At 36.2% G+C, this 25,539-nt stretch carries 20 protein-coding genes and 3 tRNA genes; 11 read left to right on the forward strand and 12 right to left on the reverse strand.

Annotated elements, in window-relative coordinates:
• Nucleotides 1-34 precede the first annotated feature (34 nt).
• The 4 genes from IC610_RS05735 to IC610_RS05750 all read left to right on the forward strand — a co-directional run bounded on the left by IC610_RS05735 (nucleotide 35) and on the right by IC610_RS05750 (nucleotide 5,809).
• Nucleotides 35-994, forward strand: a complete 960-nt coding sequence (locus tag IC610_RS05735) for a KpsF/GutQ family sugar-phosphate isomerase (protein WP_191735613.1) — start codon at nucleotides 35-37, stop codon at nucleotides 992-994.
• Nucleotides 995-1,154: 160 nt separating this feature from the next.
• Nucleotides 1,155-1,979 carry a twin-arginine translocase subunit TatC gene (gene tatC / locus IC610_RS05740; protein WP_191735614.1) on the forward strand — a complete coding sequence of 275 codons (825 nt, stop codon included), beginning with the start codon at nucleotides 1,155-1,157 and terminating at the stop codon, nucleotides 1,977-1,979.
• A gap of 142 nt (nucleotides 1,980-2,121) precedes the next feature.
• On the forward strand, nucleotides 2,122-3,753 hold the full coding sequence (locus tag IC610_RS05745; RefSeq protein ID WP_191735615.1) for a M1 family metallopeptidase: 1,632 nt from the start codon (nucleotides 2,122-2,124) through the stop codon (nucleotides 3,751-3,753).
• A 199-nt stretch (nucleotides 3,754-3,952) separates the two neighbouring features.
• A complete protein-coding gene (locus IC610_RS05750) occupies nucleotides 3,953-5,809 on the forward strand; it encodes a M61 family metallopeptidase (RefSeq protein ID WP_191735616.1) in 1,857 nt (618 codons plus the stop codon).
• Between the two features lie 122 nt (nucleotides 5,810-5,931).
• On the opposite strand, the gene IC610_RS05755 is transcribed toward IC610_RS05750, so the two are convergent.
• From IC610_RS05755 to IC610_RS05765, 3 genes are read right to left on the reverse strand one after another with little or no spacing between them, the layout of a single operon-like run.
• Entirely contained in the window at nucleotides 5,932-6,834 is a 903-nt protein-coding gene (locus IC610_RS05755; protein WP_191735617.1) for a GLPGLI family protein, read from the reverse strand.
• A 12-nt stretch (nucleotides 6,835-6,846) separates the two neighbouring features.
• Nucleotides 6,847-8,814 carry a M56 family metallopeptidase gene (locus IC610_RS05760; RefSeq protein WP_191735618.1) on the reverse strand — a complete coding sequence of 656 codons (1,968 nt, stop codon included), beginning with the start codon at nucleotides 8,812-8,814 and terminating at the stop codon, nucleotides 6,847-6,849.
• Between the two features lies 1 nt (nucleotide 8,815).
• Complete coding sequence (locus IC610_RS05765) at nucleotides 8,816-9,181, reverse strand: BlaI/MecI/CopY family transcriptional regulator (RefSeq protein WP_191735619.1); 366 nt, start codon at nucleotides 9,179-9,181, stop codon at nucleotides 8,816-8,818.
• A gap of 309 nt (nucleotides 9,182-9,490) precedes the next feature.
• Between IC610_RS05765 and IC610_RS05770 the strand changes: the two genes are divergently transcribed.
• A complete protein-coding gene (locus IC610_RS05770; protein ID WP_056080856.1) occupies nucleotides 9,491-10,060 on the forward strand; it encodes a hypothetical protein in 570 nt (189 codons plus the stop codon).
• 64 nt (nucleotides 10,061-10,124) lie between these two features.
• Here the strand turns inward: IC610_RS05770 and IC610_RS05775 are convergent, their stop codons facing one another.
• From IC610_RS05775 to IC610_RS05795, 5 genes are all read right to left on the reverse strand, one after another.
• Complete coding sequence (locus tag IC610_RS05775; RefSeq protein ID WP_056080859.1) at nucleotides 10,125-10,487, reverse strand: DUF2200 domain-containing protein; 363 nt, start codon at nucleotides 10,485-10,487, stop codon at nucleotides 10,125-10,127.
• 210 nt (nucleotides 10,488-10,697) lie between these two features.
• Nucleotides 10,698-11,096 carry a hypothetical protein gene (locus tag IC610_RS05780; protein WP_191735620.1) on the reverse strand — a complete coding sequence of 133 codons (399 nt, stop codon included), beginning with the start codon at nucleotides 11,094-11,096 and terminating at the stop codon, nucleotides 10,698-10,700.
• Nucleotides 11,097-11,300: 204 nt separating this feature from the next.
• A tRNA-Met gene (locus IC610_RS05785) sits at nucleotides 11,301-11,373 on the reverse strand.
• Between the two features lie 47 nt (nucleotides 11,374-11,420).
• A tRNA-Met gene (locus tag IC610_RS05790) sits at nucleotides 11,421-11,493 on the reverse strand.
• Nucleotides 11,494-11,538: 45 nt separating this feature from the next.
• A tRNA-Met gene (locus tag IC610_RS05795) sits at nucleotides 11,539-11,611 on the reverse strand.
• Between the two features lie 101 nt (nucleotides 11,612-11,712).
• Here IC610_RS05795 and IC610_RS05800 point away from each other — a divergent pair.
• The 6 genes from IC610_RS05800 (at nucleotide 11,713) to IC610_RS05825 (ending at nucleotide 19,740) form a co-directional block, all read left to right on the forward strand.
• Entirely contained in the window at nucleotides 11,713-12,324 is a 612-nt protein-coding gene (locus IC610_RS05800; protein ID WP_056080866.1) for an L-threonylcarbamoyladenylate synthase, read from the forward strand.
• A gap of 84 nt (nucleotides 12,325-12,408) precedes the next feature.
• On the forward strand, nucleotides 12,409-13,167 hold the full coding sequence (gene yaaA / locus IC610_RS05805; RefSeq protein ID WP_191735621.1) for a peroxide stress protein YaaA: 759 nt from the start codon (nucleotides 12,409-12,411) through the stop codon (nucleotides 13,165-13,167).
• A 4-nt stretch (nucleotides 13,168-13,171) separates the two neighbouring features.
• Complete coding sequence (locus tag IC610_RS05810; protein WP_191735622.1) at nucleotides 13,172-15,010, forward strand: RHS repeat domain-containing protein; 1,839 nt, start codon at nucleotides 13,172-13,174, stop codon at nucleotides 15,008-15,010.
• Nucleotides 15,011-15,015: 5 nt separating this feature from the next.
• A complete protein-coding gene (locus IC610_RS05815) occupies nucleotides 15,016-15,969 on the forward strand; it encodes a N5-glutamine methyltransferase family protein (RefSeq protein ID WP_191735623.1) in 954 nt (317 codons plus the stop codon).
• Nucleotides 15,970-15,979: 10 nt separating this feature from the next.
• On the forward strand, nucleotides 15,980-16,537 hold the full coding sequence (locus tag IC610_RS05820) for a GNAT family N-acetyltransferase (RefSeq protein WP_191735624.1): 558 nt from the start codon (nucleotides 15,980-15,982) through the stop codon (nucleotides 16,535-16,537).
• Between the two features lie 704 nt (nucleotides 16,538-17,241).
• The gene (locus IC610_RS05825; protein WP_191735625.1) at nucleotides 17,242-19,740 is read left to right on the forward strand and encodes a pectate lyase family protein; all 2,499 of its coding nucleotides are present in this window, start codon (nucleotides 17,242-17,244) and stop codon (nucleotides 19,738-19,740) included.
• 73 nt (nucleotides 19,741-19,813) lie between these two features.
• Here the strand turns inward: IC610_RS05825 and IC610_RS05830 are convergent, their stop codons facing one another.
• From IC610_RS05830 to IC610_RS05845, 4 genes are all read right to left on the reverse strand, one after another.
• Nucleotides 19,814-20,476, reverse strand: a complete 663-nt coding sequence (locus tag IC610_RS05830) for a rhomboid family intramembrane serine protease (RefSeq protein WP_191735626.1) — start codon at nucleotides 20,474-20,476, stop codon at nucleotides 19,814-19,816.
• An 84-nt stretch (nucleotides 20,477-20,560) separates the two neighbouring features.
• Nucleotides 20,561-23,140 carry a DNA gyrase/topoisomerase IV subunit A gene (locus tag IC610_RS05835; protein ID WP_191735627.1) on the reverse strand — a complete coding sequence of 860 codons (2,580 nt, stop codon included), beginning with the start codon at nucleotides 23,138-23,140 and terminating at the stop codon, nucleotides 20,561-20,563.
• Nucleotides 23,130-23,609: a hypothetical protein gene (locus tag IC610_RS05840; RefSeq protein WP_191735628.1), complete on the reverse strand. Its 480-nt coding sequence runs from the start codon at nucleotides 23,607-23,609 to the stop codon at nucleotides 23,130-23,132. The genes IC610_RS05835 and IC610_RS05840 overlap by 11 nt, the downstream gene beginning before the upstream one ends.
• A 26-nt stretch (nucleotides 23,610-23,635) precedes the next feature.
• Nucleotides 23,636-25,534 carry a DNA topoisomerase IV subunit B gene (locus IC610_RS05845; protein ID WP_056080892.1) on the reverse strand — a complete coding sequence of 633 codons (1,899 nt, stop codon included), beginning with the start codon at nucleotides 25,532-25,534 and terminating at the stop codon, nucleotides 23,636-23,638.
• Between the last annotated feature and the right edge of the window lie 5 nt (nucleotides 25,535-25,539).

The following is a 25,539-nucleotide window of genomic DNA, read 5'->3' on the forward strand; positions in this document are numbered from 1 at the left end:
AGCATCTATTTTCCACATGTAATATACGACAAAAATGTATACAAACGACATTATTTCGAACGCAAAAAAAACCCTTGAAATAGAAATTTCCGAACTTGAAAAACTCAGAGACAGAATTGATGAAGATTTTGAAAAAGCTGTAAAAGTAATTCATGCTGCGACCGGAAAACTCATTGTTGTCGGTATCGGAAAATCTGCTCATGTTGCCAATAAAATGGTGGCCACATTGAATTCTACCGGAACGCCTTCTCAGTTTCTGCATGCATCGGAAGCTATTCATGGCGATTTGGGTGTGATTCAGAAGCAGGATGTTGTTTTATGCATCTCAAATTCAGGTAATTCTCCTGAGATTGTGAGTTTGGTTCCTTATCTGAAAGACTATTCTTCTTCTTTAATAGGAATGACAGGAAATAAAAACAGTAAGCTTGCTGAATTTTCAGATCTGATATTAGACACGCACGTTGATGTTGAAGCCTGCCCTATCAAACTGGCGCCGACAAGTTCTACCACCGTGCAAATGGCGTTAGGTGATGCTTTGGCCGTGAGTTTAATGGAACTGAATAACTTTAAGGCCAATGATTTTGCCAAATTCCATCCTGGTGGAAGTTTAGGTAAAAATTTGATTTCAAAAGTTGATGACTTTGTTTCCTCTCAAAAACCTCAGGTGTCTGAAAACGACAGTCTGAAAGACGTAATTATTTCAATAAGCAGCTCAAGACATGGAATCACAGTCGTAACAGATAAGGAAAACATCATCGGTGTGATTACAGATGGCGATCTGCGTCGAATGTTGATGAATGAAATCAATATTTCTGAAGTTTCAGCCAAAGACATCATGTCTCTCAATCCTAAAAAAGTGGAAAGAAATTCGCTGGCAAAAGATGCGATGAAAATTCTGAAAGATAACAATATCGGTCAGTTGGTGGTTACCGAAAACGGAAAGTATTTCGGGATTATAGATTTACATAAATTATTGGACGAGGGCATTAATTAGGTTGAGGCTAAGATTGAAGTTAAGACTGAAAATAGGTAAAACAAATTTTATATCATCAATATGAGATTTTGAATCTTAAATTTTAAATCTTGAATTTCAAATTATACTGCACTGAACACCCGCTTTTTTTCCTAAATTTGAAAAACTTAAAAAAATATTTGTGAGCGAAGGTAAAGACATGTCATTTTGGGGACATATTGGCGAACTGAGAGGGCATCTCATCCGATCAATCATAGCGATTATTATCGCAGCATTTGTAATAGGTTATAACATTGAATGGGTGATGGATCATGTTTTTTTTGGTCCTACCAGAAATGATTTTCCAACCTTCAGAGCGGCCAACTATTTTTCCCGAATGGTTTTGGGTGAAGACAGTATACATCTGCCAAAAGACTTTCCTGTGCGTGTACAGAGGCTCTATCAGCAATTTAATGTGATGATTGCAGTTTCGATGTTTGGAGGAGTAGTAATTGCATTTCCTTATATTGTCTGGGAACTCTGGAGATTTATTGGCCCGGCTTTACATCCCAATGAAAGAAAAAACTCAATCTTCATCATCAACGCAGTTTGGATGCTGTTTTTGTCTGGGGTTCTTTGTGGTTACTATTTAATTTTACCTTTCGCCGTTAACTTTGGAGTGATTTTCAAAATTTCAAACATTATCATTCCGCTTTACGATTTGAGTGATTATACAACTTTATTTCTGCAGGTTGTTTTGGGAATGGGTGTTGTATTTTTATTCCCGATATTAATCTACTTCTTAACTTCTATAGGAATTTTAACACCAATGTTTATGCGGACTTACCGTCGTCACGCCATCGTATTGATCATGGTAGTTGCCGCAATTATTACGCCTGCAGATGTTCTGAGTATGATGATGGCAGCTCTTCCATTGCTTGCATTGTACGAATTCAGTATTATTGCATCAGGGTATACTTATAAAAAAGTTCAGAAAGCAAACGCTGGTCTTAACAAAGAAAGCTAAGCTAAGTTTAGATTTAATATAGAGCAGTTTTAAGAAATTAAAGCTGCTTTTTTATTTTAATTCTGTTCCAAACTGTTACATCTGAAATATTTTTACGACTTACCAAAAATTAATTTCTATTTTTGAAATACAAACGAAAACTATGAAAAAAATCACTTTCTCGCTGCTTTTTGCTTCATCACTGGCTTACGGGCAGTTTTTTGAGCGTGGCAAAACCTTTACAAAACAGGATACGCTTAAAGGTTCAGATACCAAATTCAGAGATTTCTGGGATGTAAAAAGGTACGATCTTTCAGTTGAGCCAGATTTTGCTTCAAAAAGTATTAAAGGAAATAATAAAATCAGTTTTGAGATCACAAAAGACATTTCGAACCCTGTTTTTCAGATCGATTTGCAGAAACCGATGAAAGCCGATAAAATTGAATGCAGTTTTCCCACCGTAGCTGGTTTTAAACAGGACGGTGATTTCATCTTTATTTCTGCCAAAAAGAATTTTAAAAAAGGAGAAAAATTTACTATTGACGTAACCTATTCCGGAAAACCGACGATTGCAAAACGTGCTCCCTGGGACGGCGGCTGGGTTTTCACAGAAGATGAGAAAGGAAATCCGTGGATGAGCGTTGCTGATGAAGGAATTGGTGCTTCGGTCTGGCTTCCGACGAAAGATATCTGGAGCGATGAGCCTGATCAGGGAATTACAATGAAAATTATCACTCCGAAAGATCTTGTGGGTATCGGAAACGGAAGACTGATCAGCAAAAAAGAGGAAGGTAACAAAACAGCTTATACTTGGGAGGTGAAAAATCCTATCAACGCTTATTCCATTATTCCTAACATTGGTAAATATGTCAATTTTAAAGATACTTACAACGGTGAAAAAGGAAAACTCGATTTGGATTATTGGGTTATTGATTACAATTTAGAAAAAGCCAAAAAGCAGTTCGCTCAGGTAAAGCCGATGCTTGCAGCTTTTGAATATTGGTTCGGACCCTATCCTTTTTATGAAGATTCTTACAAATTGGTAGATTCACCATATCTCGGCATGGAACATCAGAGCAATATTGCCTACGGCAACCAGTATATGAACGGCTATCTTGGCAGTGATTACTCCGGAACAGGTGTTGGTTTGAACTGGGATTATATCATCGTTCACGAAAGTGGTCACGAATGGTTTGCCAACAATATTACTGCGAAAGATCAGGCAGATATGTGGGTTCATGAAGGTTTTACAATGTATTCTGAAGTGCTTTTCACCGAAAAATATATGGATAAAAAGTCGGCAGATATTTATGCACAGGGAGTTCAGAACAGCATCAGCAATGACGTTCCGATTATCGGAAAATATGGTGTGAGAAACGAAGGCAGCGGAGATATGTACCCAAAAGGAGCTAGTATGCTTCACACGATCCGTCAGGTGATTGATAATGATGAGAAATTCAGACAGATTCTGAGAGGTTTAAATAAAGATTTTTACCACCAGACAGTTACCACAGAGCAAATTGAAAAATACATTTCAGATAAATCGGGAATTGATTTTTCATCAGTTTTCAATCAGTATTTAAGAACAACGGATGTTCCTGTTCTGGAATATTCTCAAAAAGGAAATGAACTGAAATTTAAATACAGCAAAGTTGTTAAAAATTTTAAACTTCCTCTGAAAGTGAATGATGAATGGATAAAACCTACGGAAGAATGGCAGACTGTGAAGTTGAAAAATGGGAATTCTGTTGAATTTAATAAGAATAATTATATTTATTTCAGAGATACGAATTAGGTTGAGGCTAGGTTAAGGTTAAGGTTAAGGTTAAGGTTAAGGCTAATTTTATGTCTGATATTGAGGTTAACTGAAATATAGTATCTGATAAATTATAAAACAAAACCGGTCATTTGGTTTTGTTTTTTTTATTTTATTTAACATTTCTCTCTGTAACAAAGCGCATTTTAAAGCAACTATTTAAACAAAATAAATCAGCATGAAAAAAATTGCAGTCAGCCTAGGACTTTTATCCGCAATAGGATTTAACGCACAGTCTGTAAAGACGCAGATAGACCTTGTCAATGTAAAAGACGACAAAGTAAATGTAAGCCTCGAATTTCCTAAAATGAAATCAGGCGACGTGAAATTCCATTTTCCTAAAACCGTTCCCGGAACGTATTCTACAGATGATTACGGAAGATTTATAGAAGGCATAAAATTCCTCGACAACAAAGGAAAAGAACTGAAGTTCACAAAGGTGAATGATAATTCCTATACTTTAAAGAATGCACAGAATTTAACCAAAGTTACCTACCTTGTCAACGACAGCTTCGATGATGAAATGGACAGCAGTAAGCACAAAGCGGTTTTTTCACCATCAGGAACAGACATTGAAGAAGGCAAAGTTTATCTTGTCAACACCCACGGTTTCGTTGGTTACATCGAAAATATGCAGGATGTACCTTATCAGTTAATCGTAAAAAAACCAAAAGATTTCTACGGAACGACAGCATTGGTAGATCAGGATAAATCTGAAGATACAGACACTTTTACTTTAGCAAATTACGCTAAACTCACCGACTCTCCGCTGATGTACACCAAACCTGATTACGTTACCTTCAATGCAGGAGGAATGGAACTGGTTTTGGGGGTTTATTCTCCGACAGGAAAGTATAAAGCTGCAGATTTTAAAGAAAATTTAGGGAAAATGGTGATTGCTCAGAAGAAATTTTTGGGTGATATGAATACCAATAAAAAGTATGCAATCATGCTGTATCTTGCAGGTGCAGACGGCCCGCAGATCAAAGGTTTCGGAGCGTTGGAACATCACGAATCCACGAGCGTCGTTTTACCTGAAATGATGCCGAAGGAAGCGATTGACCAGACGATTACTGATGTTGTTTCACACGAATTTTTCCATACGGTAAACCCTTTGAAAGTGCATTCTGAAGAAATTCACTATTTCGATTATGCAGACCCGAAAATGTCTCAGCATTTGTGGATGTATGAAGGAGGAACGGAGTATTTTGCAAACCTTTTCCAGATTCAGGAAGGTCTGATTACCAGAGACGAATTTCTGAAAAGAATGAACGATAAAATTACCAATTCAAAGAATTACAACGACACGATGCCGTTTACAGTGATGAGCAAAAACATCCTGAAGGACGAGTACAAAGATCAGTACAGAAACGTTTATGAAAAAGGAGCTTTGCTCGCCATGTGTCTTGATATTGAGTTGAGAAAACTTTCCAACGGCGAAATGGGTTACCGGGATATGATCAGAAAACTGTCTCAGAGATTTGGTGAAAACAAACCGTTTAAAGATGACAAACTTATTGACGAGCTTGTAGAAGTGACAGGATATCCGCAAGTGAGAGATTTCTACAACAAATACATTGCCGGAGGCGAACCGACACCTTACGAAAAATACCTCAGTCAGGTAGGTGTGGAACTGAAAAAGCAGGATACGCCACCCATTTTCTGGTTCGTAAAAGATCCGAATCAGACGGGCTACAACGACAAAAACAATACATTTATTTTTGACGAAAGCTCTGCCCTTTCTCCTTTTGCAAAATCTGTCGGATTTAAAATCACCGATGAAGTGGTTGCCTTGGATGGGAAAACCATCAACATTCAGAATATCCAGGAGTTTATTAACTATGCGAAAAGCGTAAAAGACGGACAGAATGTGACGCTTACCGTGTTGAGAAACAAAGACGGTAAATCTGAAAAAATAGATTTAAAAGGAAAAGCCATTCTCGATAAAATGACAATTGAATCCTTAGGATTTAAAGCAAATCCTACAGCTGCTGAGAAAAAACTTCAGGATCAGTGGATCACCGGAAAAAAATAAAGATAAAATTTACACAAAAATTCCGTAGTTTAAATTAAACTGCGGAATTTTTTTTGAAGATAAGATTGCATTATAACTCTCGAACTCTAATACTCTCAAACCCTAAAAACCCTCCAACTCGTTTACTTCTGCAAATCAGGTTCTATGGGATTGTTATTTTTCTTAAAACCTTCTTTGGCTTTCTTCTCCATTTCCCGGAAAACCTGATTGGGATCTGAAATTTCTCTGCCATCGGACGTTTTTGTTTTAAAAATAACACGGTTGGTGTCTGTATTTTTCAGCATCATTTCGCGCATATTCTTGGTAGGATCGTTCACGTAGGCTTTCCAGACTTTTTTGAACTGATCTTCTGTGATTTCAATCTCTTTACCACCCATTCCAAAAACACGGACTTCAGATGGAAGGTTAAGTTCAGTTTCCTGCGCGGCCGCCGTTATCTTTTTATTTCCAGCCAAAGTCATTGCGTGCGTTCCTGTAGAATCCTCAATCTTCACAATCAGCCCCGGCAAACCATAAAATTTATACGGTCCGTCCTGAAAAGGTAGTTCGGTCGTAAACCAGGCTGTCCAATCTCTTCCACCGAAGCTCGTTGTTGCTTTTTGGGTATTGTATTCCCCGATTTTCTGCTTTTCATTGCTTATTTTCCATTCCGGTTTGCTGTCTTCCAGAATTTTGTACTGGTCGCTGGAGATTTTACGGAAAAGATAAGTCTTGAAATCCGGATAATCTTTCGTCACTTTAAATGTAATCTGTCCCGGATTTTCAGTCTTTTTAATATTGATACTGCCAGAATTCATCTGAATCTGCTTTTCAATGTCAGCTCTCTGAGTAGAATCTGCCACAAAAGTCGCATGGCTGTAATAGGAAGACCCTTTTGAATCTATATCCAGAACCATCATTTCAGTTTTCACATCAGCTTTGTCATTGATATCGGAGATAAATTTATAATCGTAGAAAAACCGATTGGTTTGAGCCTGAGCAGATAAGATGGTCAGAATAAAACCCGAAGTAAGAAGTTTTTTCATTCTAAAAATAAATTATTTCGTTTCAATACGTACTTCGCCAGAACTTTTTCCGTCAGTGTTATTTTTCTTAACAGTTACGCTTTTAATCTTATTAGAATCCAGCTTTTTAAAGTCTGCTTCTGTTACCTCCTTACCATTGATGAAATAGGTTACATTTTCATTATCAGACAGAATTAAGCTATTTCCTTTCGAAATATTTACGCCCACATTCGGAACTCTCATTGCTGTAATTCTTCCGTTTACCGGAGGAAAAGGCGCTGATATACTTTTCACAGACCTGATCACCATTGGATTCTTACCAGCCAGCATTCTTCTTTCTGCTTCAATTTTTGCACGTTCGCCTTCAAGTTTGGCTCTTTTTGCGTTCAGTTTTGCGGCTTCTTTCTCAAGTTTCGCTCTTCGTTTTGCGTTTTCGGGACTTTCTTTTTTGTCGAAAAACACATCTTTGCCTGGTGACCAACTCACATCTGTACTACCGTTATCAGTCTTGTTAATTTTCAAAATAGCTCCTTCAGGAAACTTAATTACATCGCCCTTTGAGCCGTCTAAAACGTCAATTCCGTTAATGTATAGTTTATTAGCTTTTTCTAAATTCCCTCTAATCTGTGGATTATTTAAGCTTTCTTTCAATTTTCTAAATTTTTCCTCACTGAAACCAAGTCTTTCTCTGACTTCATTAGAATCAAACAACTTTTCAAAATCAATATTTTCAACTTTTCTGATATTATTTAATTTGTAAAAAACGGAATTTCCATCGGGCATAACACTTTGAAATTCTATATCTTTCGTAAATGGAGCACCATCTTTACCAATTATAATCTGGTTTGCAATCCTGTCCATCTCACCAGAAAGTTGCTTCAATTCCTTCGCTTTCAACTCAAAATCATAACTTTTCTCACCTTTTTCTTTGGCAATTTTTTGGAGCTCGGCAGCTTTTTCTTTTGATTTTTCGCTTAATGTTTTCAGTTTTCCAGATTGAAGTTTTAGCTTTTCACTGGCTTTAAAAATTTTTTCTTCCTGTAACTTTACCAGTCTTTCGGTTTCGTTTTTAGGAGATATTGTATCCTTTTTTATTTCAGCCACTGCTTTTTCAATTTCAATATTGGTCTTTTTTATTTCTGTATTTTTTGCATTAACTAAATAAGCAAAAGCAACGGTAAATACGATGGGTAAAGCTAAAATTCTTCTTGTATAACCGAATTTTGTATTGGGTTTTTGTAACATCTGTAATCTTTTTTTAAGGTTTGAATTTAGAAACGGACTCGCCGCCGGAAGTGCCGTTCCCGAAAAATGACTGGTCAGAAGCATCTGCGCAAATGCTTTGGTGTCTTTTTTCTCAACAGCCTTGTTGTCGGCAAGATATTCGTGTATAAGACTGATTTCTTTTTTAATTAAATAGAAAAACGGATTGAACCAGAAAACTGCTGTGATCACTTCAGCAAAGATCTTGTCGATGCTGTGTTTCTGCTCAATGTGCACCATTTCGTGCTTCAGGATCTGTCTCCCGACATCAGAATCCAGGGTGATGGAATCTTTCCAGAACAGGTTTCTGAAATAGGAAAAAGGTGCGTCTGTAAGGTTCGTCTGATAAAAGTTGATGCCTTTGATCTGTTCTTTTCTGAAACTGTTTTTTAATTTCTCAATTTTATAAATTCCTGTAAGAATTTTAGCTACAAAAATGAGAGAAACCAATCCCAGAGCCGAAAAAATAATTCTAAAATAAATGTGGTCATTATTAATGTTTTTTGGGTTTTTAAAACTCTGCACCTGCTCAAAAAGAAGGTAAATCCGGTCGCTCACTTCGATGGTAAAATCCTCAACTTTTAATAGTGGTAAAAATATAGAAACCAGCATTGTAGCCAAAAGGTAAAACCTGTTGTAGTGATGAAAGGTCTTGTCTTTTAAAGACAACTGATAGTAAAGAAACATTACACCGGAACATGTAAAAAGTTTCAGAATATAGATGAAGAGATTTTCCATATCAGCTTTTGTTTTTCAGTTCGTTAAGGAGCATTTCAAGGTCTTCCACGCTCATTTCGCTTTCTTCTACAAGGAAGGAAACGGCACTTTTGTAGGAACCTTTAAAGTAATTTTTTACCAGACTCTTCATTGTCTTTCCGGAATACTGGTCTTTTGAAATCAAAGCAAAATACTCATGCTGTCTGCCAATCACTTTATAATCAACAAAATCTTTGTCTTTCAATACCTTTAAGATAGTGGAAACGGTATTCGTATGAGGCTTGGGCTCGGGGAAAAGATCGAGTATATCTTTCAGGAAACCCTTTTCGAGTTTCCAGAGATATTGCATAATCTGCTCTTCTGCTTTGGTAAGGTTCTGTATTTTCATTGTAAATGATCAGTTTAGTATCACTAATAAATTAGTTATACAAATGTAGAAATAAAAACACTGCGTACAACTATTTTTATAGTGATAAGGATTGGAATTTATTTAAATAATTGATTTTCAGCTAAATAATTTTGACATTTAACACAAATTAATAATCAGGCAAACTGATAAATATTCAGTTATAATAATCAACTCATCACAAATTCTTAAAACCTGTTAAAATTTATTAAATAAAATGATGAGGAAATGAGAAAAAATAAGAAAAAATATTTATTTTAGTGGTCTCAAAAAATTTATAAAAATCTACATATGAAAAGATATACTCTACTGGCTGTAATTTTAATGTGTACATCATCTTTCACATTTGCGCAGTCATCGGTATTTGGATCGATTACTGAGGCAAAATCCAAGATTGAATCTACAGTGCCTGTTGTAATTGAATATTTAAAGAAAACAAGCGAAAAAGAGGGCGACCAGACCATTCTTACCAACGGAACAGAAGCATTAAGAAAAGAATACAACGAAGTTTCTCAGGAATTTGATTTATACAAAGGAAATCTTGCAAGCTGCATCGTCAATAAAAAGAAGAAAGTTGCAACAAAATGCCTGAATTATCACACACAATACTTTAGAAGTACATTAACAAAGTATGACAATTTTGTTTCATATCTTACAAAGAAAAACGGATTTTTGGGAGTTGATGATGAAGATGTAAAGATGGATCTGAAACCTACAGAAATTGCTACAACCATTGATAAAGATTTCACTTCTGCTGCAGGTGCAACTGCAAATATGAAAGGGGTTGAAAAAACAAGATATTTCGAAAATCTGAAAGCAGATGATCTAAAATTGAAACCTTTTAACTCTCTAGTAAACTAAACTGAATCAAAACGAATCCGCTTTTTCTGAAAGCGGATTTTTTTTGTCTTAATATTTAGACTGATTACTGTCTGAGAATTTTCTCCATCTTTTTCCCTTTGGCAAGTTCGTCGATTAATTTATCAAGATATCTTGCTTTTTTTGTCAGCGGATTTTCAATTTCTTCAATTTTGTAGCCACAGATAGTTCCGGTAATTAATTCCGCATCCGGGTTTAAAGTTGCTTTATCAAAGAAAGTTTCAAAAGTGACTTTTTCATCTATCATTTCCTGCAGTTTTGTCCCGTTAAATCCTGTCAGCCATTCGATTACCTGATGCAGTTCTTCTTTTGTTCTGCCCTTAGATTCAACTTTCGTGACGTAATGTGGATAAACAGATGCAAAGATCAGCTTGGCTATCTTTTCGTTATGCTTTTCAGTTTCTTTCATATTGCAATTAAGTTTTAACAAAAATAAATAATTTGTGATTTTGAAAAAATTGAATGAACTTACTTAACAGAACATAAATGTTTAACCAGACAAAGTATTAATATAAAATTGAAAATTTTTCTAAAACTTTTATACCTCTCTGTTTTAAAACAAAAAAATGAGAACCAAAACTGATTCTCATTGTGTAATGTTTATGGCTTGCTAAGCTGATTAGCTCACGATATATTCAGTGATTACAGGCTGATCTTTTTCATTATCCCATTTCATTTTCCAGTCTTCTTTTACATCCATATCGATGTTTGCCTGCTTCATAGGAGCTACGTATCTTACATTAAAAGCAATATCAAACTCGTCTTCTGAAGTTTCTGTTACTTTAATATCTGAGACATGGTGTGTGGTATTTCCAAGCATATTATTTTTTGATTCCGTGAACCAGTTGTTGAATCCTTCGTGACCCGTGAATTCGTCGTTTCCGGGGAATTTCATTTTTACATCTTCAGAAAGATACTGTGTAAAATAACTGTTCTCATCAAGCTGATCAAAACGGGTGAACCACGTTTTCATGAACGCTTCAATTTTTTCTGTTTTAGTCTGTTGTGAATTTTCCATAAGTTCTGAATTTGAATATGATTAAGTTGATTTTATTAAATATTTTATATTAAAGCTAAAAATCTTGGAGATTAAATTGAAATTGAGTCCCATTTTTCGTTCTCAAATTTAAAGCTAAAATCAGTATTTATAAAATTTTGTGCTGAATAATTTTAAATTAAATAAAAAAGGAGAACTACTTTCGTAATTCTCCTTAAAATCTAGTAGCGGGAACCGGACTCGAACCGATGACCTTCGGGTTATGAGCCCGACGAGCTACCTACTGCTCCATCCCGCGGTGTTTCTTTTAGAACGTACCGACTGCGACGTTCATCTTAAATTTAGTAGCGGGAACCGGACTCGAACCGATGACCTTCGGGTTATGAGCCCGACGAGCTACCTACTGCTCCATCCCGCGGTGTTTCTTTTAAATCGTACCGACTGTAACGATTGTATAAATTAGTAGCGGGAACCGGACTCGAACCGATGACCTTCGGGTTATGAGCCCGACGAGCTACCTACTGCTCCATCCCGCGATATTGGATTGCAAATATACAACAATATTTTAAAAATCCTAATATTTCTTTTAAATAAAGGATTTCGCAGGAAATTATTTTAATATTACTATCTTTGTTCTATGGCTAAAATACTCAGAATCTACCCCGATAATCCTCAGGAAAACCTTATCAGTGAGGTCATTAAAACCCTGAATAATGGAGGACTCATCATTTATCCGTCCGACACAATCTATGCTTTGGGATGCAATATTTTTGACATCAAAGCCATGGAAAAACTTGCTCAGCTCAAAAAACAGAAGCTCGACAAAGCAAAATTTTCGATTATCTGTAACGATCTGAGTCATCTTTCAGATTTTACAAGACCAATCGACACTTCGGTTTTCAGGTTTCTGAAAAGCCATCTTCCGGGACCCTTTACATTTATTCTGGAAGCCAACAAAAGCCTTCCTTTAGCTTATAAAAACCACAAAACAATTGGAATCAGGGTTCCTGATCACCCAATTCCACAATTGATTGTTGAGAAACTTGGTCACCCGATTGCCTCAACTTCCATTCACGACGACGATGAAATCATTGAATATTCTACCGATCCTGAACTGATTGCCGAGAAATATGATCATCTGGTTGACATCGTAATCGATTCCGGATATGGTGATAATGTAGCATCCACGATTGTTGATCTCACATCCGGGGAACCGGAAATCATCCGTCAGGGAAAAGGAATTATCTAAATTCAATGTTCAAAATTATGGATTTAATATGCTCCGAAGCATCATTAAATCTTAAATTTTAAACCTTAAATCTTAAATCTGTTCATGAAACTTATTACTTCGCCAGCCAAATTGATGAATGTAGAAAATACGACCGGTCTTTTGAGGTCTTCTACACCGAAATTCATTGATGACGCTGCACACATTCACAAATATTTAAAAGAAAAAACACCGAAATACCTTTCAGACCTGATGGAAATTTCGCCAAAACTGGCAGATGAAAACTGGGAAAGAAATCAAAAGTGGAATGCCAAACCGACAGCAAAAAATTCTGCTCCGGCAATGTTTGCGTTTACGGGCGAAGTTTACAGAGGTTTAGATGCGAAAACTTTAGATAAAAAAGCGGTGGATTATCTTCAGAAAAACTACAGAATTCTTTCGGGAATGTACGGCTTGCTCAAACCGTCTGATAAGGTGATGCTCTACCGTCTGGAAATGGGCCGTCCTTTTGAATTTGAAGACTATAAAAATCTTTATTCGTTCTGGACAGAAAAAGTGACTGAACAGCTAAATTCTGAGTTGAAAAAGAATGAAATCGTCCTGAATCTTGCCAGCAATGAATACTTCAAAGTAATTGATAAAAAAAAACTCAATCATCAGGTGATCGATTTTGATTTTCACGAATTAAAAGACGGCAAACCAAAAACCATCGTTGTTTATACGAAACACGCCAGAGGATTGGTGGTAAGATTTTGCGCTGAAACCAATGCAAAAACTCTGAATGATGTAAAAGCTTTCAACTACGAAGGCTACAGGATTGATGAGGAAAAATCTACGGATACTAATCTGGTTTTTGTGAGGTAAAATCATGAAAATGCTGAATGCACTGGCACAATTCGCACTAAAACTTGTTTTCACAACGAGTTTCATGGTTTGCTGTTCACAGGAAAGCAAAATCCTTTCTACCAACGGATTTCTAGACAATCAAACTTATAACAGTGCTTACGAAGACACAATAAAATATACTTCAAAAAATATATTCTCTGTAACTGAATATAAAAAACCCCAGAATAAAGACAGCATTTCTGCAAGATTCAATGGATTGCCTTATACGAAGCAGACATATACAGAATATTTACAGGATGGAAGGAAAAAGTACAGGCAATACAGATCTTCTGAAACATTTATAGTTGAGAAATTTCATTATGATAAAAATGAGTTGATTCTAAAAGAAACTGTTGAAAGTAAATATGGAAATTCTTACAAATGGCTTTTCTATAATCCTGACGGACTTTTAGATGAAGAAATTTATTATAAATCTGATCAGAGAAAGAATAATATCTTTGAAGGCTACACCAAATATCACTATTCTTCAGATGAGAAAAAAACCACTGTTAAAATATTGGATTACGGTTATGACTCTTTAGCCAACGAAGAAAAGTACGAATTTGAATTCCCGAAACTTACTAAAACAACTCCTCTTTACCAATCTAAAGTTCACGAATACCGTCTGTTCAACGGAAAATATCAACCAACTAAAATAAAAGATTACATTGTAGAAAATCGTGACGTAACTTTTGAATATGATGAAAATGGACGTTTGACATCAGAAATTTGGTATCAGAATCACAACATTCTTGAAAATAAAACCGAATTTTCTTATTCAGACAATAATAAGAAACAAACCGAACAGCAATATCATCTCTCAGGAACTGAAAAATCCACAAAAATAACCCGAAAATATGATGAGCACAAAAATTTGGTTTTTGAGCAAAGTACAGAATATACAGGGCATCCACTGAGCGAAAATACATTTGAATACGTATACGATAAACAGGGAAACTGGATCTCAAAAAAACATTTCAGAAAAGATGTGGATTCAGGAATTAATGCAGAAAAAGAGCTTGTAGATTACGAATATCGTGAGATAAAATACTACAGTTCTGCCATTGCTCAAAGAAATTTTAAGTTACCGGAACTCCCTGAAATAGCAAATTCGATACGAAACAATATTCCCAGAATTGCAATTCAAAAGAAAAAGAAGATCGAAGATTTTGATACCGCAGTAAAAAACGGCGATTTTGAAGGCCAGATTAATCTGAAAAAAGCAAAAACTATTGAAGATTTTACTCCGGAATTCTGGAATTTAAAAGTCAAAGAATCTGGTAATTTGGATGACGAACCCGCCGATGAAGTTGTATGCGTTTACGAAACTCCCGTTGAAGGCGATTTGGGATTCGAACAGGCACTTGCAATCTTTAAAAAAGAAGGTGAAGACTGGACTTTGTGGCATCAATCTGTAAAACCGATACTATCTACAGCCCACGGCGGAATGATGGGAAATCCGTTTGAGGGAATCAGTATTAAAAATAAAACTATTGTCATCAACCATTTTGGTGGAAGCAGGCAGAAATGGAGCTACACACATCGGTACAGATTTCAAAATCAAAATTGGTACCTCATTGGTGCAAGCGTAAATTCCGGGTCGCCTTGCGATTACTTTGACTCATTAGATTACAATTTATCAACAGGAATTGCTGTATTTGAGCACAGCTCGGAAGACTGCAGTGACAATGTAGACAGAGCAAAAACAAGCCACTGGAAGGAAACAGTCAACAAAAAAATACAGTTGCCTCTGATGGATGAATTTTCTGTCGGTGAAAACAGGATTGAATTAAAAACAAGAAAAACAAAAATGTTTTATTAGAAAAAATGACATTTGCAGATTTAAAAACACATTTTATACAGCAACTTTCAGAGGTTTATTCAGATTCTGAAAGCAAATTTATTTTTCAGATTTTTGCTGAATCAATTTTTGAACTGAATGCAGTTAAGCAGCGACAGTTTTCTGATGAAAATGTTTCGGATGATATTCAGATTCAATTAGAAAGAATTATTTCAGAATTAAAAACCGGAAAACCTTATCTGCAGATTTTGGGTGAAACTGAATTTTACGGAATGAAATTTTTTGTGGATGAAAACGTTTTAATTCCAAGACCTGAAACTGAGGAATTGCTGGAAATAGCGATACACAAAATCCAAAGGCTTCGACAAGCTCAGCCTGACACGAAATCCCCTCAACCTTTAAACCCTAAAACCCTAGAACACTCCTACTCTCAAACCCCAGAACACTCTGACCCTCAAACCCTCAAACTCTCGAACCTTCAAACCCTCAAAATACTCGACATCGGAACCGGCAGCGGAATTATTCCTCTGGTTTTAAAAAAACATTTTCCCAACGCAGAAGTTTCTTCCATCGATTTTTCCGGGAAAGCTTTAGAGACAGCGAAGAGAAATGCTGATTTCCACAATTTGAATGTTAATTTTATTCATGCCGATTATTTGAATTTAGATTTAAATGAAAATTTTGATGTTATTATTTCAAATCCACCCTACATCGGAATGGATGAGGAGACTGAAATTTCGGATTCGGTAAAGGAATTTGAACCGAAAATGGCTTTGTTTTCTCCAACTTCAGATGCTTTGATTTTCTACCGGAAAATTGCTGAGGATTGTGAAAAATATTTAAATAAAAAGGGCTTGCTTTTTCTTGAAATCAATCAGAAATTGGGTCAGGAAACATTGGATTTGTATCAGAATTTATCTCATTCTGAGCTCCTCAAAGATTTAAGCGGAAACGACAGGTTTATTTTCGGAATCAAGTAAAACATAACTCATGGAGAATTTATTTCAATCTGAATTCCAATTAGAAACAAAACGGTTTCATTTAAAAGGTGTCACTCCTACAATGATTCATCAGATGTATTTACATTCTGAGAAAGACGCAATTGTCGGTTTTTTCGGCTTTGGAGAATCCGGATACGAAAGATATAAAAGTCTTCACGAAAACGGGATAGAAACGAAGGATCACTCTCTTTTTTTCTTTGTAATTGTCGATAAACACACGGATCTGGCCATCGGAAACTGCGGTTTTCACAGCTGGAATAAGGAGCACAAAAAAGCCGAAATATTTTATAATTTTTTCAATGACGAAGACAAAGGAAAAGGTTCAATGTCTGAAATTTTACCTTTAGTCTTGGATTTTGGTTTTAAAAATTTAGATTTAAACAGAATTCAGGGATTGGTGGCAGATTATAATATTCCTTCCATAAAGTTACTGTTTAAAAACGGTTTTGTAAAAGAAGGAATTCTGCGTGAAGATTATTTTGATAATGGGAAATTTGAAGATTCGGTTTGCTATTCGCTTCTGAAATCTGAATGGAAAAGTTTTTAAATTTAATTATTTGATATTCAATATATTAAAAAATTTATCTTTAAAAATTTCTTTTTAGCAAAGGCTGTTTGCACTCTATTTGTCCTGTTCTTTCTTTTAGAACTATACTTAATATTATTTTGGTTGCAGAAAATCATTAAATACAGGTTTTTATATTTAAATGATTCAATTCTTTTTCCAATATAAAATTGATTTGTTCTTTTTACTCGTATATTTCAATTCCAAAACTTCATTGCAGTTTCATTGTGACAACTGGTAATCATCATTTCCCACTTTTTATTAATGCTTAGAAAAGAAGCTATAATTATCTCAAGTCAGCGCATAACCATGATATTTATCATAAAATTTTCGACTCAGCCGAAATTGATAAATCCCTTAACATTTTACGTAATATTTAGTTAACATTCAATAATATTATTTAAAAATTATTATCAATAAAAAAGTATTTTTATTGAGAATAATAAAATTGTACGTAATCTAATTTATTCCATTAAAAACACTTTAAAAGAGATTAAATGAGTTTTTATATGATTAAAAGTCTGAATTGACAACAGTAAAACATTATAGAATTGATATTTAAAAATCATTTTTATTAAATTTTTACAATATATTAATTTTATATTATTTTAATATATATATTTAGTGCAATCGATTACAATACAGCAAATAAAAATTAATGTCAAACAAATTAAAACTTATTAATCATGAATAAACCGCTACTTTATTTATTATTATTTTTCGGTTTTGTAAACATCAGCGCACAAAACGTCACTATTACACAGGAAACCGGCTGGATGGAAACTGCCTATATAAAATGGACACCCGTAAGCGGTGTAGACAGCTACAAAGTTTACTACACAGGTGGAAGTTTCACCGATAAAATTATCGATACACAACTGATCCGAAATTATGGTTCCTACTACAGAGCCGATGCGCTGGGACTCAGCCCGGGAGTTTATACCTTAAAGGTTGTTCCGGTTACAGGAAACGTGGATGGTCCCGCAACAGTATCAGCCCCGATCACAGTTACCGCACACGACAGAACGGGATTTGCGCATAGCAACGGGAGAGTTCCCGGAGCATACAATCTTGACGGAACACTGAAAGCCAATGCCGTGGTTTTGTATGTAACTCAGGACACAAAAAACACAATTTCGTTAAATGTAACCGGCGCAAATGCCAATCCATGTGTGGGGTTGCAGTCAATTTTGGATGGTTTTAAAAAAGGTTTAGATACGCGGCCGCTGGCTATCAGACTTATCGGTAATGTTACCGATCCCAATTATTTGCTTAACGGTGATGCTGTGATAGAAAACAAAAAAATAGCAGCAAGTTCGATTACATTTGAAGGTGTGGGATCTGATGCTTTGGTTAATGGTTGGGGAATCAGAATAAAATCAGCGACCAATATTGAAGTCCGTAACTTAGGTTTTATGTTAACGGATGCTTCCGAAGGAGATAACTTAAGTCTTCAGCAGGACAATACTTACATTTGGGCTCATAACAATGACTTATTTTATGGTGGTCCGGGATCTGATGCTGATCAGGCAAAAGGTGACGGCGCTCTTGATTCTAAAAAATCATCGTATGTAACATTTTCCTACAATCACTTTTGGGATAATGGGAAAAGCTGTCTCTTAGGGCTAAGTGAAGGCACTACAACAGATCTTTATATCACTTATCATCACAACTGGTTTGATCATTCAGACTCAAGACATCCGAGAGTTCGATATTTTTCGGCACATATTTACAACAATTACTATGACGGTAATTCCAAATACGGTGCGGGATCAACTTTAGGTTCTTCTCTTTTCGTAGAAGGAAATTATTTCAGAAACTGTAAATATCCTATGTTGATTTCTAAACAGGGAACTGATATTGCTGGCGGTGCTCCGGGAACCTTTTCCAATGAAAACGGCGGGATGATCAAGGCTCACAACAATTTTATGACTGGTCAAACAGCTTTTGTTCCGTACAGTTCTTCTGCATCAGCTCAGTTTGATGCGTATGTAACAACGAACAGAAATGAAGTTGTGCCAAGCAGTATTACAGCAGTTCAGGGAAGTGCGACTTATAATAACTTTGACACAAACCCTGCTCTGTACATCAATTCTTTGGTGATTGATAATCCTGTAGCAGCGAGAGATAAAACTATGCAATATTCCGGAAGAGTTTCCGGTGGAGATATCAGCTGGACATTTAATAATTCGGTGGATGATACAAATTCGTCTGTAAATACGGGATTGATGGCTGTATTACAAAACTATACCTCTCAATTGGTTTCTGTACAGGGAATTGCTTCCACACCGGTAAGTTCACAGACCCTGTCGATTCCTTCAAACAATGATCAGACCGTGATAACATCAACTGCAATCACACCAATGATTTTCACTTGGGGCGGAACAGCTACTGATGTTACTGTAACAGGATTGCCAGCTTCAGGAATTACTTTTGTAAAAAACACAACCAACAAAACCGTTACCATTTCAGGAAATCCTACGGACGATGTAAGTTTTACCGTAAATACCGTTGGTGCTTCGGGAACATCAGTTTCAGGTACAGGAAGTATCAGTGTGATTCCTGCGGGAACACCTCAGGGAAATGAAATTCATAATTTCACGGCATCCGGAACAGGAAGTACATTCTACACATTCACTTCAGCGAACATGAACTCGACGGACGGATCTGCTTCATACGATGGATTAACGCTTACAAAACGATTAAAATTAGAATCAGCAACTTCGATAGCGTACAACACGCTTCAGACTTCTACGCTAACTTTAGTTCTTGACCCAACATTCAGTGGAACAGTAAAATTTGATAATGTAAACTATACGGCAACAGGTGGAATTATCACTATTCCTAACATTGCAGCGGGGTCTCATACCATCACGAAAGGAAGTGTTGCCAATCTTTTTTACATCAAAACAGTTTTTAATACTACCGGAACTTTAGCTGTACAGGAAAGTAAACTTAATAAACTGACTGTGTATCCAAACCCTGTCAGTTCTATTCTGACGATTTCCACTAGAAATAGTGATGTGATAGAAAGTGGTACAGTTACAAATTCTTTAGGTCAGACTTTGAAAACATTAGATAAAAACACTTCAAAAATCGACATGAGCGATCTGAGCAGTGGTGTTTACTTCTTACATATTAAGACCAGAGAAGGTGTTTTAAATCAGAAAATTATTAAAAAATAAGAAAACACATCTTATACAAAAAGCCATCTCTGTAATCAGGGATGGCTTTTTAAATGTTAAATTTCAAGATAATCTAACCGATTTTTTTTCTGACAAATATTTCGAATGCCAGATATAATAGTGGCAGCGACATAATAAATAAATATAAAGCATTATCCATCGCCAACTGCGGAAAAATTGCCACTGAATAAACAAGACCGAAAAAAGCTCCGCCTAAATGGGCAGCATGACCAATATTATCATTACTTCGGGGATTCAGCATACTGTAAACCGAATAGCCAAAATAAAGAAGCCCAAAAATATAACCCGGTAATGCAAAGTCCGACGGAAGAAAGATGATACCTATTCTTATAACGTTGGGGTCCAGCGAAACTCCGGCAAAGATAATTCCTGCAACACCTCCACTTGCTCCAATAGCTGAATACCAACCTTGATTTTTGTAGATAAGTAGTGAGAAAAGATTTCCAACCAAGATTGATCCAATGTAAATGAGAAGAAAACCAACGAGTCCGAAAGCTTCCAAAACATAAGGTCCGAACATGTAAAGAACGTACATATTCAAAGCAAGATGGATAAAATCTGCGTGCAGGAAGCCTGCCGAAAGCAATCTCACATATTCTTTGCTGTATTTAACTGCTCCCACATTGAACTTGAATTTTTCAAAGTTTGGAGATCCCGCCGGAGCTGCAAAGCTCGCAATACAGGTAATTGCTATGATTAAAATAATGATGTTCATTTTTGATCTTTCTATTTTTTTTCAAAATTTCGCTGTAGAACTTTGTCAAAGTTCATCTTTCTGAAAATAAAACTTTGACAAAGTTTAATTCTCTCCCTCCTGAAACAGATCACCGATCGTTCCGCCTTCATCATCCGAAGATGGTGTAAAATCTGGCTCTTCATAAACTTCAGGTTCCTCTTCTACAGGCTCAGGAATAGTGATATTGATTGTTTTCACTTTAAATTTAGTAAACTGATTTCCAATGGCTTTAATACCTTTCACCGAAATAAATTCGTCGATGTTTATTACTTCAGGGTCACGGTCTTTTCCTTTGTCTTTGGCAAAAATAATTTCCGCTGTTGCTCCGTTGCTCACGATGATGTTTTCGATAAACGACTTCGGATGTTCCGACGGCATAAAAGTCTGCACGTTGGTATTGTTTTCAAACAAAAATCTTTTAATGAAATACATATCCTTTTCGCCTTCGTAATAAATGCAGGTGACCGGCTGCTCGGGTTTCCATTTTTCTAAAATTAAATATTGATCATCAAAACGGTTTCCAAGGTCAAATGAAACTAATTTGGCTTCACCATTGGTATTGACAGTCAGAATTTTATCATCACCTTTAAAGTTTCCAAGGAAAGTTCCTCTCACATCGGCATTCAGTCTTCTCACGGTATCGTCGTACCAGATTTTCCTCGGAGCCAGTGTAGAAACACCCTCTTCCTTTAAATCAACTTTTTTTATGGAATATTTTGTAACCAGATTTCCTTTTGAATCTCTTCCTTTAATGGCAAGTTCAGAGAAATCGATATCCATTTTATTTTTTCTGATTCTTGGGTTTGGTTTGAGCAAAACACTTACCGTTTCTGCCTCACCGTTAGGATTTGCTGAAAAATAAAGGGTTTCCGAGAATTTTTTGTCTGACGCTAAAGGATAATCTGTGTTCCGCGTCACGCCGGTTACAGAAAAGCGCTTCATATAGTATGGACCTTCCCTGCCCTCACGGTAAATCATGTTGTAGACTGTGCGTTTGTCATTTTTCTTCCAGATAGCAACATGGAGAATATCTTTTCCGATAAAAGTTTTAGGCTCTACTTTCACAACTTTCATACTTCCGTCTTTTCTGAAAGTGATGATATCGTCAATATCTGAACAGTCGAATAAATACTGATCTTTTTTGAGTGAAGTTCCGATAAAACCTTCTTCAAAATTGGCGTAGAATTTCTCGTTCGCTACCGCAACTTTCGTGGCATCAATCGTGTCGAAAATTCTGAGTTCAGTTCTTCGTTCTCTGCCTTTTCCGTATTTTTTCTGAATATTTAAATAATAATCAATTGCATACTGCACCAAATTGGCAAGATTGAATCTTACCTGCTCAATTTTTCCTTCGAGTGCTGCAATATTTTCTTTAAATTTATCTAAATCGAATCTGGAAATTCTTTTAATTCTGATTTCCGTTAATCTTAAAATATCTTCCTGCGTCACAGCTCTTAAAAGGTGTGCTGTGTGAGGTTTTAAGCCATCATCGATTGTCTGGAGAACGTCTTCCCATGTTTCAACCTCTTCAATATCGTGGTAGATTCTGTTTTCAATAAAAATCCTTTCCAGTGAAGAAAAATGCCAGCTTTCCTGCAATTCGTGAAGTTCTATTTCAAGTTCTTTTTTCAGAAGAGAGACAGTGTGATCGGTATTCATTTTCAGAATTTCCCACACATTTAAAAACATCGGTTTATCACCTACAATCACGCAGGCATTCGGAGAAATCGTGACCTGACAGTCGGTGAATGCGTACAAAGCATCAATCGTTTTGTCGGGCGAAACATCATTGTGAAGATGAATTAAAATCTCAACTTTATCCGATGTATTGTCTTCAATTTTTTTGATCTTAATCTTTCCTCTTTCATTGGCTTTAAGGATAGAATCGATAAGATCTGATGTATTTTTTGAGAAAGGGATCTCAGTAATCACCAGAGTATTTTTATCGCTTTGGGAAATTTTGGCTCTGGCTCTTACTTTTCCACCTCTGTGACCGTCGTTGTATTCGGAAACATCAAGAAAACCGGCTGTAAGGAAATCCGGGAAAATCTCAAACTTTTTTCCCTTCAGATAAGCTACCGAAGCGTTGATTAATTCATTAAAGTTATGCGGAAGAATCTTGGTGGAAAGTCCAACCCCGATTCCTTCAACACCCTGAGCTAAAAGCAATGGAAACTTTACTGGTAAATCTACTGGTTCATTATTTCTTCCGTCATAAGATTTAGACCAAATGGTAGTTTTAGGATTAAAAACAACCTCCAGTGCAAACGGAGTTAGTCTTGCTTCAATATATCTTGCCGCTGCAGCAGAATCTCCAGTATAAATATTCCCCCAGTTTCCCTGTGTATCGATCAGCAATTCTCTCTGACCAATCCCCACCATCGCGTCGGTAATGGAAGCATCACCGTGTGGGTGATACTTCATCGTATTTCCAACAATGTTGGCTACTTTGTTGTATCTGCCATCTTCAAGTTCACGCATAGAATGCATGATTCTGCGCTGTACAGGTTTAAAACCATCAAAGACAGAGGGTATTGCTCTGTCTAGAATTACATAAGATGCATAATCGAGAAACCAGTCTTTGTAAAGGCCTGATACTTTTTTTAAACTTTCACTTTCGTGAGAGTGTTCTTCATTCATCATTTACTTTCTCCTTATTGTTTTTGATAACTTTATTGAGTGAAAATTTCAGATCATTTAATTCTTTCCATGTAAGGTAAGAAATTTCGTATTTTAATATGGTATTTCCGCTTTTGCTGTTGATCGTGATGTACAGTCTTTTAAAAAAAAGAAAAGTAAAAGTTTCAAACTTCACAAATTTATACTTTGGAAATTCATCGCTCAGCGGCGTGCTCATGAACGGTACAATATTCCTGTTTCTGAAATGCAATGCTTCACCATCGCTGTCATACTCAAAAATCTGTCTTCCGTTGAGATAAAAAATGATGATCAGCATGGCGGGTACAGCTATGAAAAGATATGCCTCCATACCGAGCAGCTGAAACCGCATTTCTTCGGCAAAGAAGGCCAAAATTCCCATCACCAGAAACATGATCAATGCGGTGTTTATAAAGTTGTAAAGCGGTGCTTTACGTTTATTACTGAGTCTCATTTTAATTTCAGAATTCGTGTTTAGTTTTATATAGCTTCAGAAATGATCTCTTTTTTATCTATTTCTGAATCGTCTTCTACAACAAGGTTTTCAAGTATAAAAGTCTGTCTGTCGGGTGTATTTTTTCCCATGTAAAATTCCAGAAGCTGATCAATTGTCTGATCTTTGCCGAGTACAACAGGCTCCAGACGGATATCTTTTCCGATAAAATTTTTAAATTCATCAGGTGAAATTTCTCCTAAACCTTTAAATCTCGTTATTTCCGGATTCTTTCCTAATTCGTTCAGTGCTTTTACCCTTTCCAGTTCAGAATAACAGTATCTCGTTTCTTTTTTGTTACGCACTCTGAAAAGTGGAGTCTGAAGAATGTATAAATGTCCGTTTTTAATGACATCAGGGAAAAACTGAAGGAAAAAAGTAATCATCAGCAGTCTGATGTGCATTCCGTCTACATCGGCATCGGTAGCAATAATCACCTGGTTGTATCTGAGGTCTTCAAGACTTTCTTCAATATTTAAAGCAGCCTGAAGAAGGTTAAATTCTTCATTTTCGTACACTACTTTTTTGGTCAGACCGTAGCAGTTTAAGGGCTTTCCTTTCAATGAAAATACTGCCTGAGTTTCTACATCTCTAGATTTTGTAATCGATCCGGAAGCAGAATCACCTTCGGTAATAAAGATTTGAGTTTCGGCTTTTCTTTCGGCTTTCTGGTCGTTGTAATGCTGTCTGCAGTCGCGGAGTTTTTTGTTGTGAAGCGAAACTTTTTTCGCCCTTTCACGTGCAAGCTTCTGAATTCCTGAAAGTTCTTTTCTCTCTCTTTCAGAAATTAAAATTTTGCGTTGAAGCGCTTCTGCAATTTCAGGATTTTTATGAAGATAATTATCAAGTTTATTTTTTAAATAATTGATAACGAAAGTCTTAATCGTCTCCAGTTCTTTACCGTCCTTGTCCTGCCCCATCGTAGCAGATCCCAGTTTGGTTTTGGTCTGAGACTCGAAAACAGGATTTCCAACATTGATGTACACCGCTCCGATAATGGCTTTACGGATGTCTGTAGCTTCAAAATTTTTATTGAAAAACTCACGGATTGTTTTCACATAAGCTTCTTTAAAAGCGTTCAAATGCGTTCCACCTTGCGAAGTATATTGTCCGTTAACAAATGAAAAATAAGTTTCAGACTGAGATTTATCTGAATGGGTAATTGCCAGTTCCATATCTTCATCTTTGATATGAATGATCGGATATACGATTTCGCCGTCAATTTCCTCTTCCAGTAAGTCTTTCAAACCGTTTTGAGATTCGTAGACTTCTCCGTTAAAGTATATTTTTAAACCTAAATTAAGATAAGTATAATTCCTAAGCATTTTTGCAACATATTCATTTCTGAATTTGAAGTTGATAAAAATACTTTCATCCGGCAGAAAAGTAATTTCTGTACCGTTTCTTTCAGAAGTTTCGGCTTCGTCGTGAAGAATATCAAGTCTTCCTTCGCGGAATTCGGCGATTCTCATTTTGCCTTCTCTTACCGATTTCACTTTGAAATAAGTCGATAAAAAGTTAACAGCTTTTGTACCCACACCATTTAACCCGATTGATTTTTTGAAGGCGCCGTCATCATATTTTCCACCGGTATTCATGATGGAAACTACATCAACAATTTTCCCCAAAGGAATTCCACGGCCGTAATCACGTACGGTAACAGTGCCATCCTTGATTTTTACATCAATTCTTTTCCCGGCCTTCATTCTGAATTCATCGATGGAATTATCTAGAACTTCTTTCAGCAAAATATAGATACCATCGTCCACAGATGAGCCGTCCCCCAGCTTCCCGATGTACATTCCGGGTCTTAGGCGCACGTGCTCTCTGGGCTCGAGAGTCCGGATATTTCCTTCGTTATAATTCGACTGTAAATCTTGTGACATATATA

Source organism: Chryseobacterium caseinilyticum (assembly GCF_014837145.1).
Lineage (GTDB): Bacteria > Bacteroidota > Bacteroidia > Flavobacteriales > Weeksellaceae > Chryseobacterium > Chryseobacterium caseinilyticum.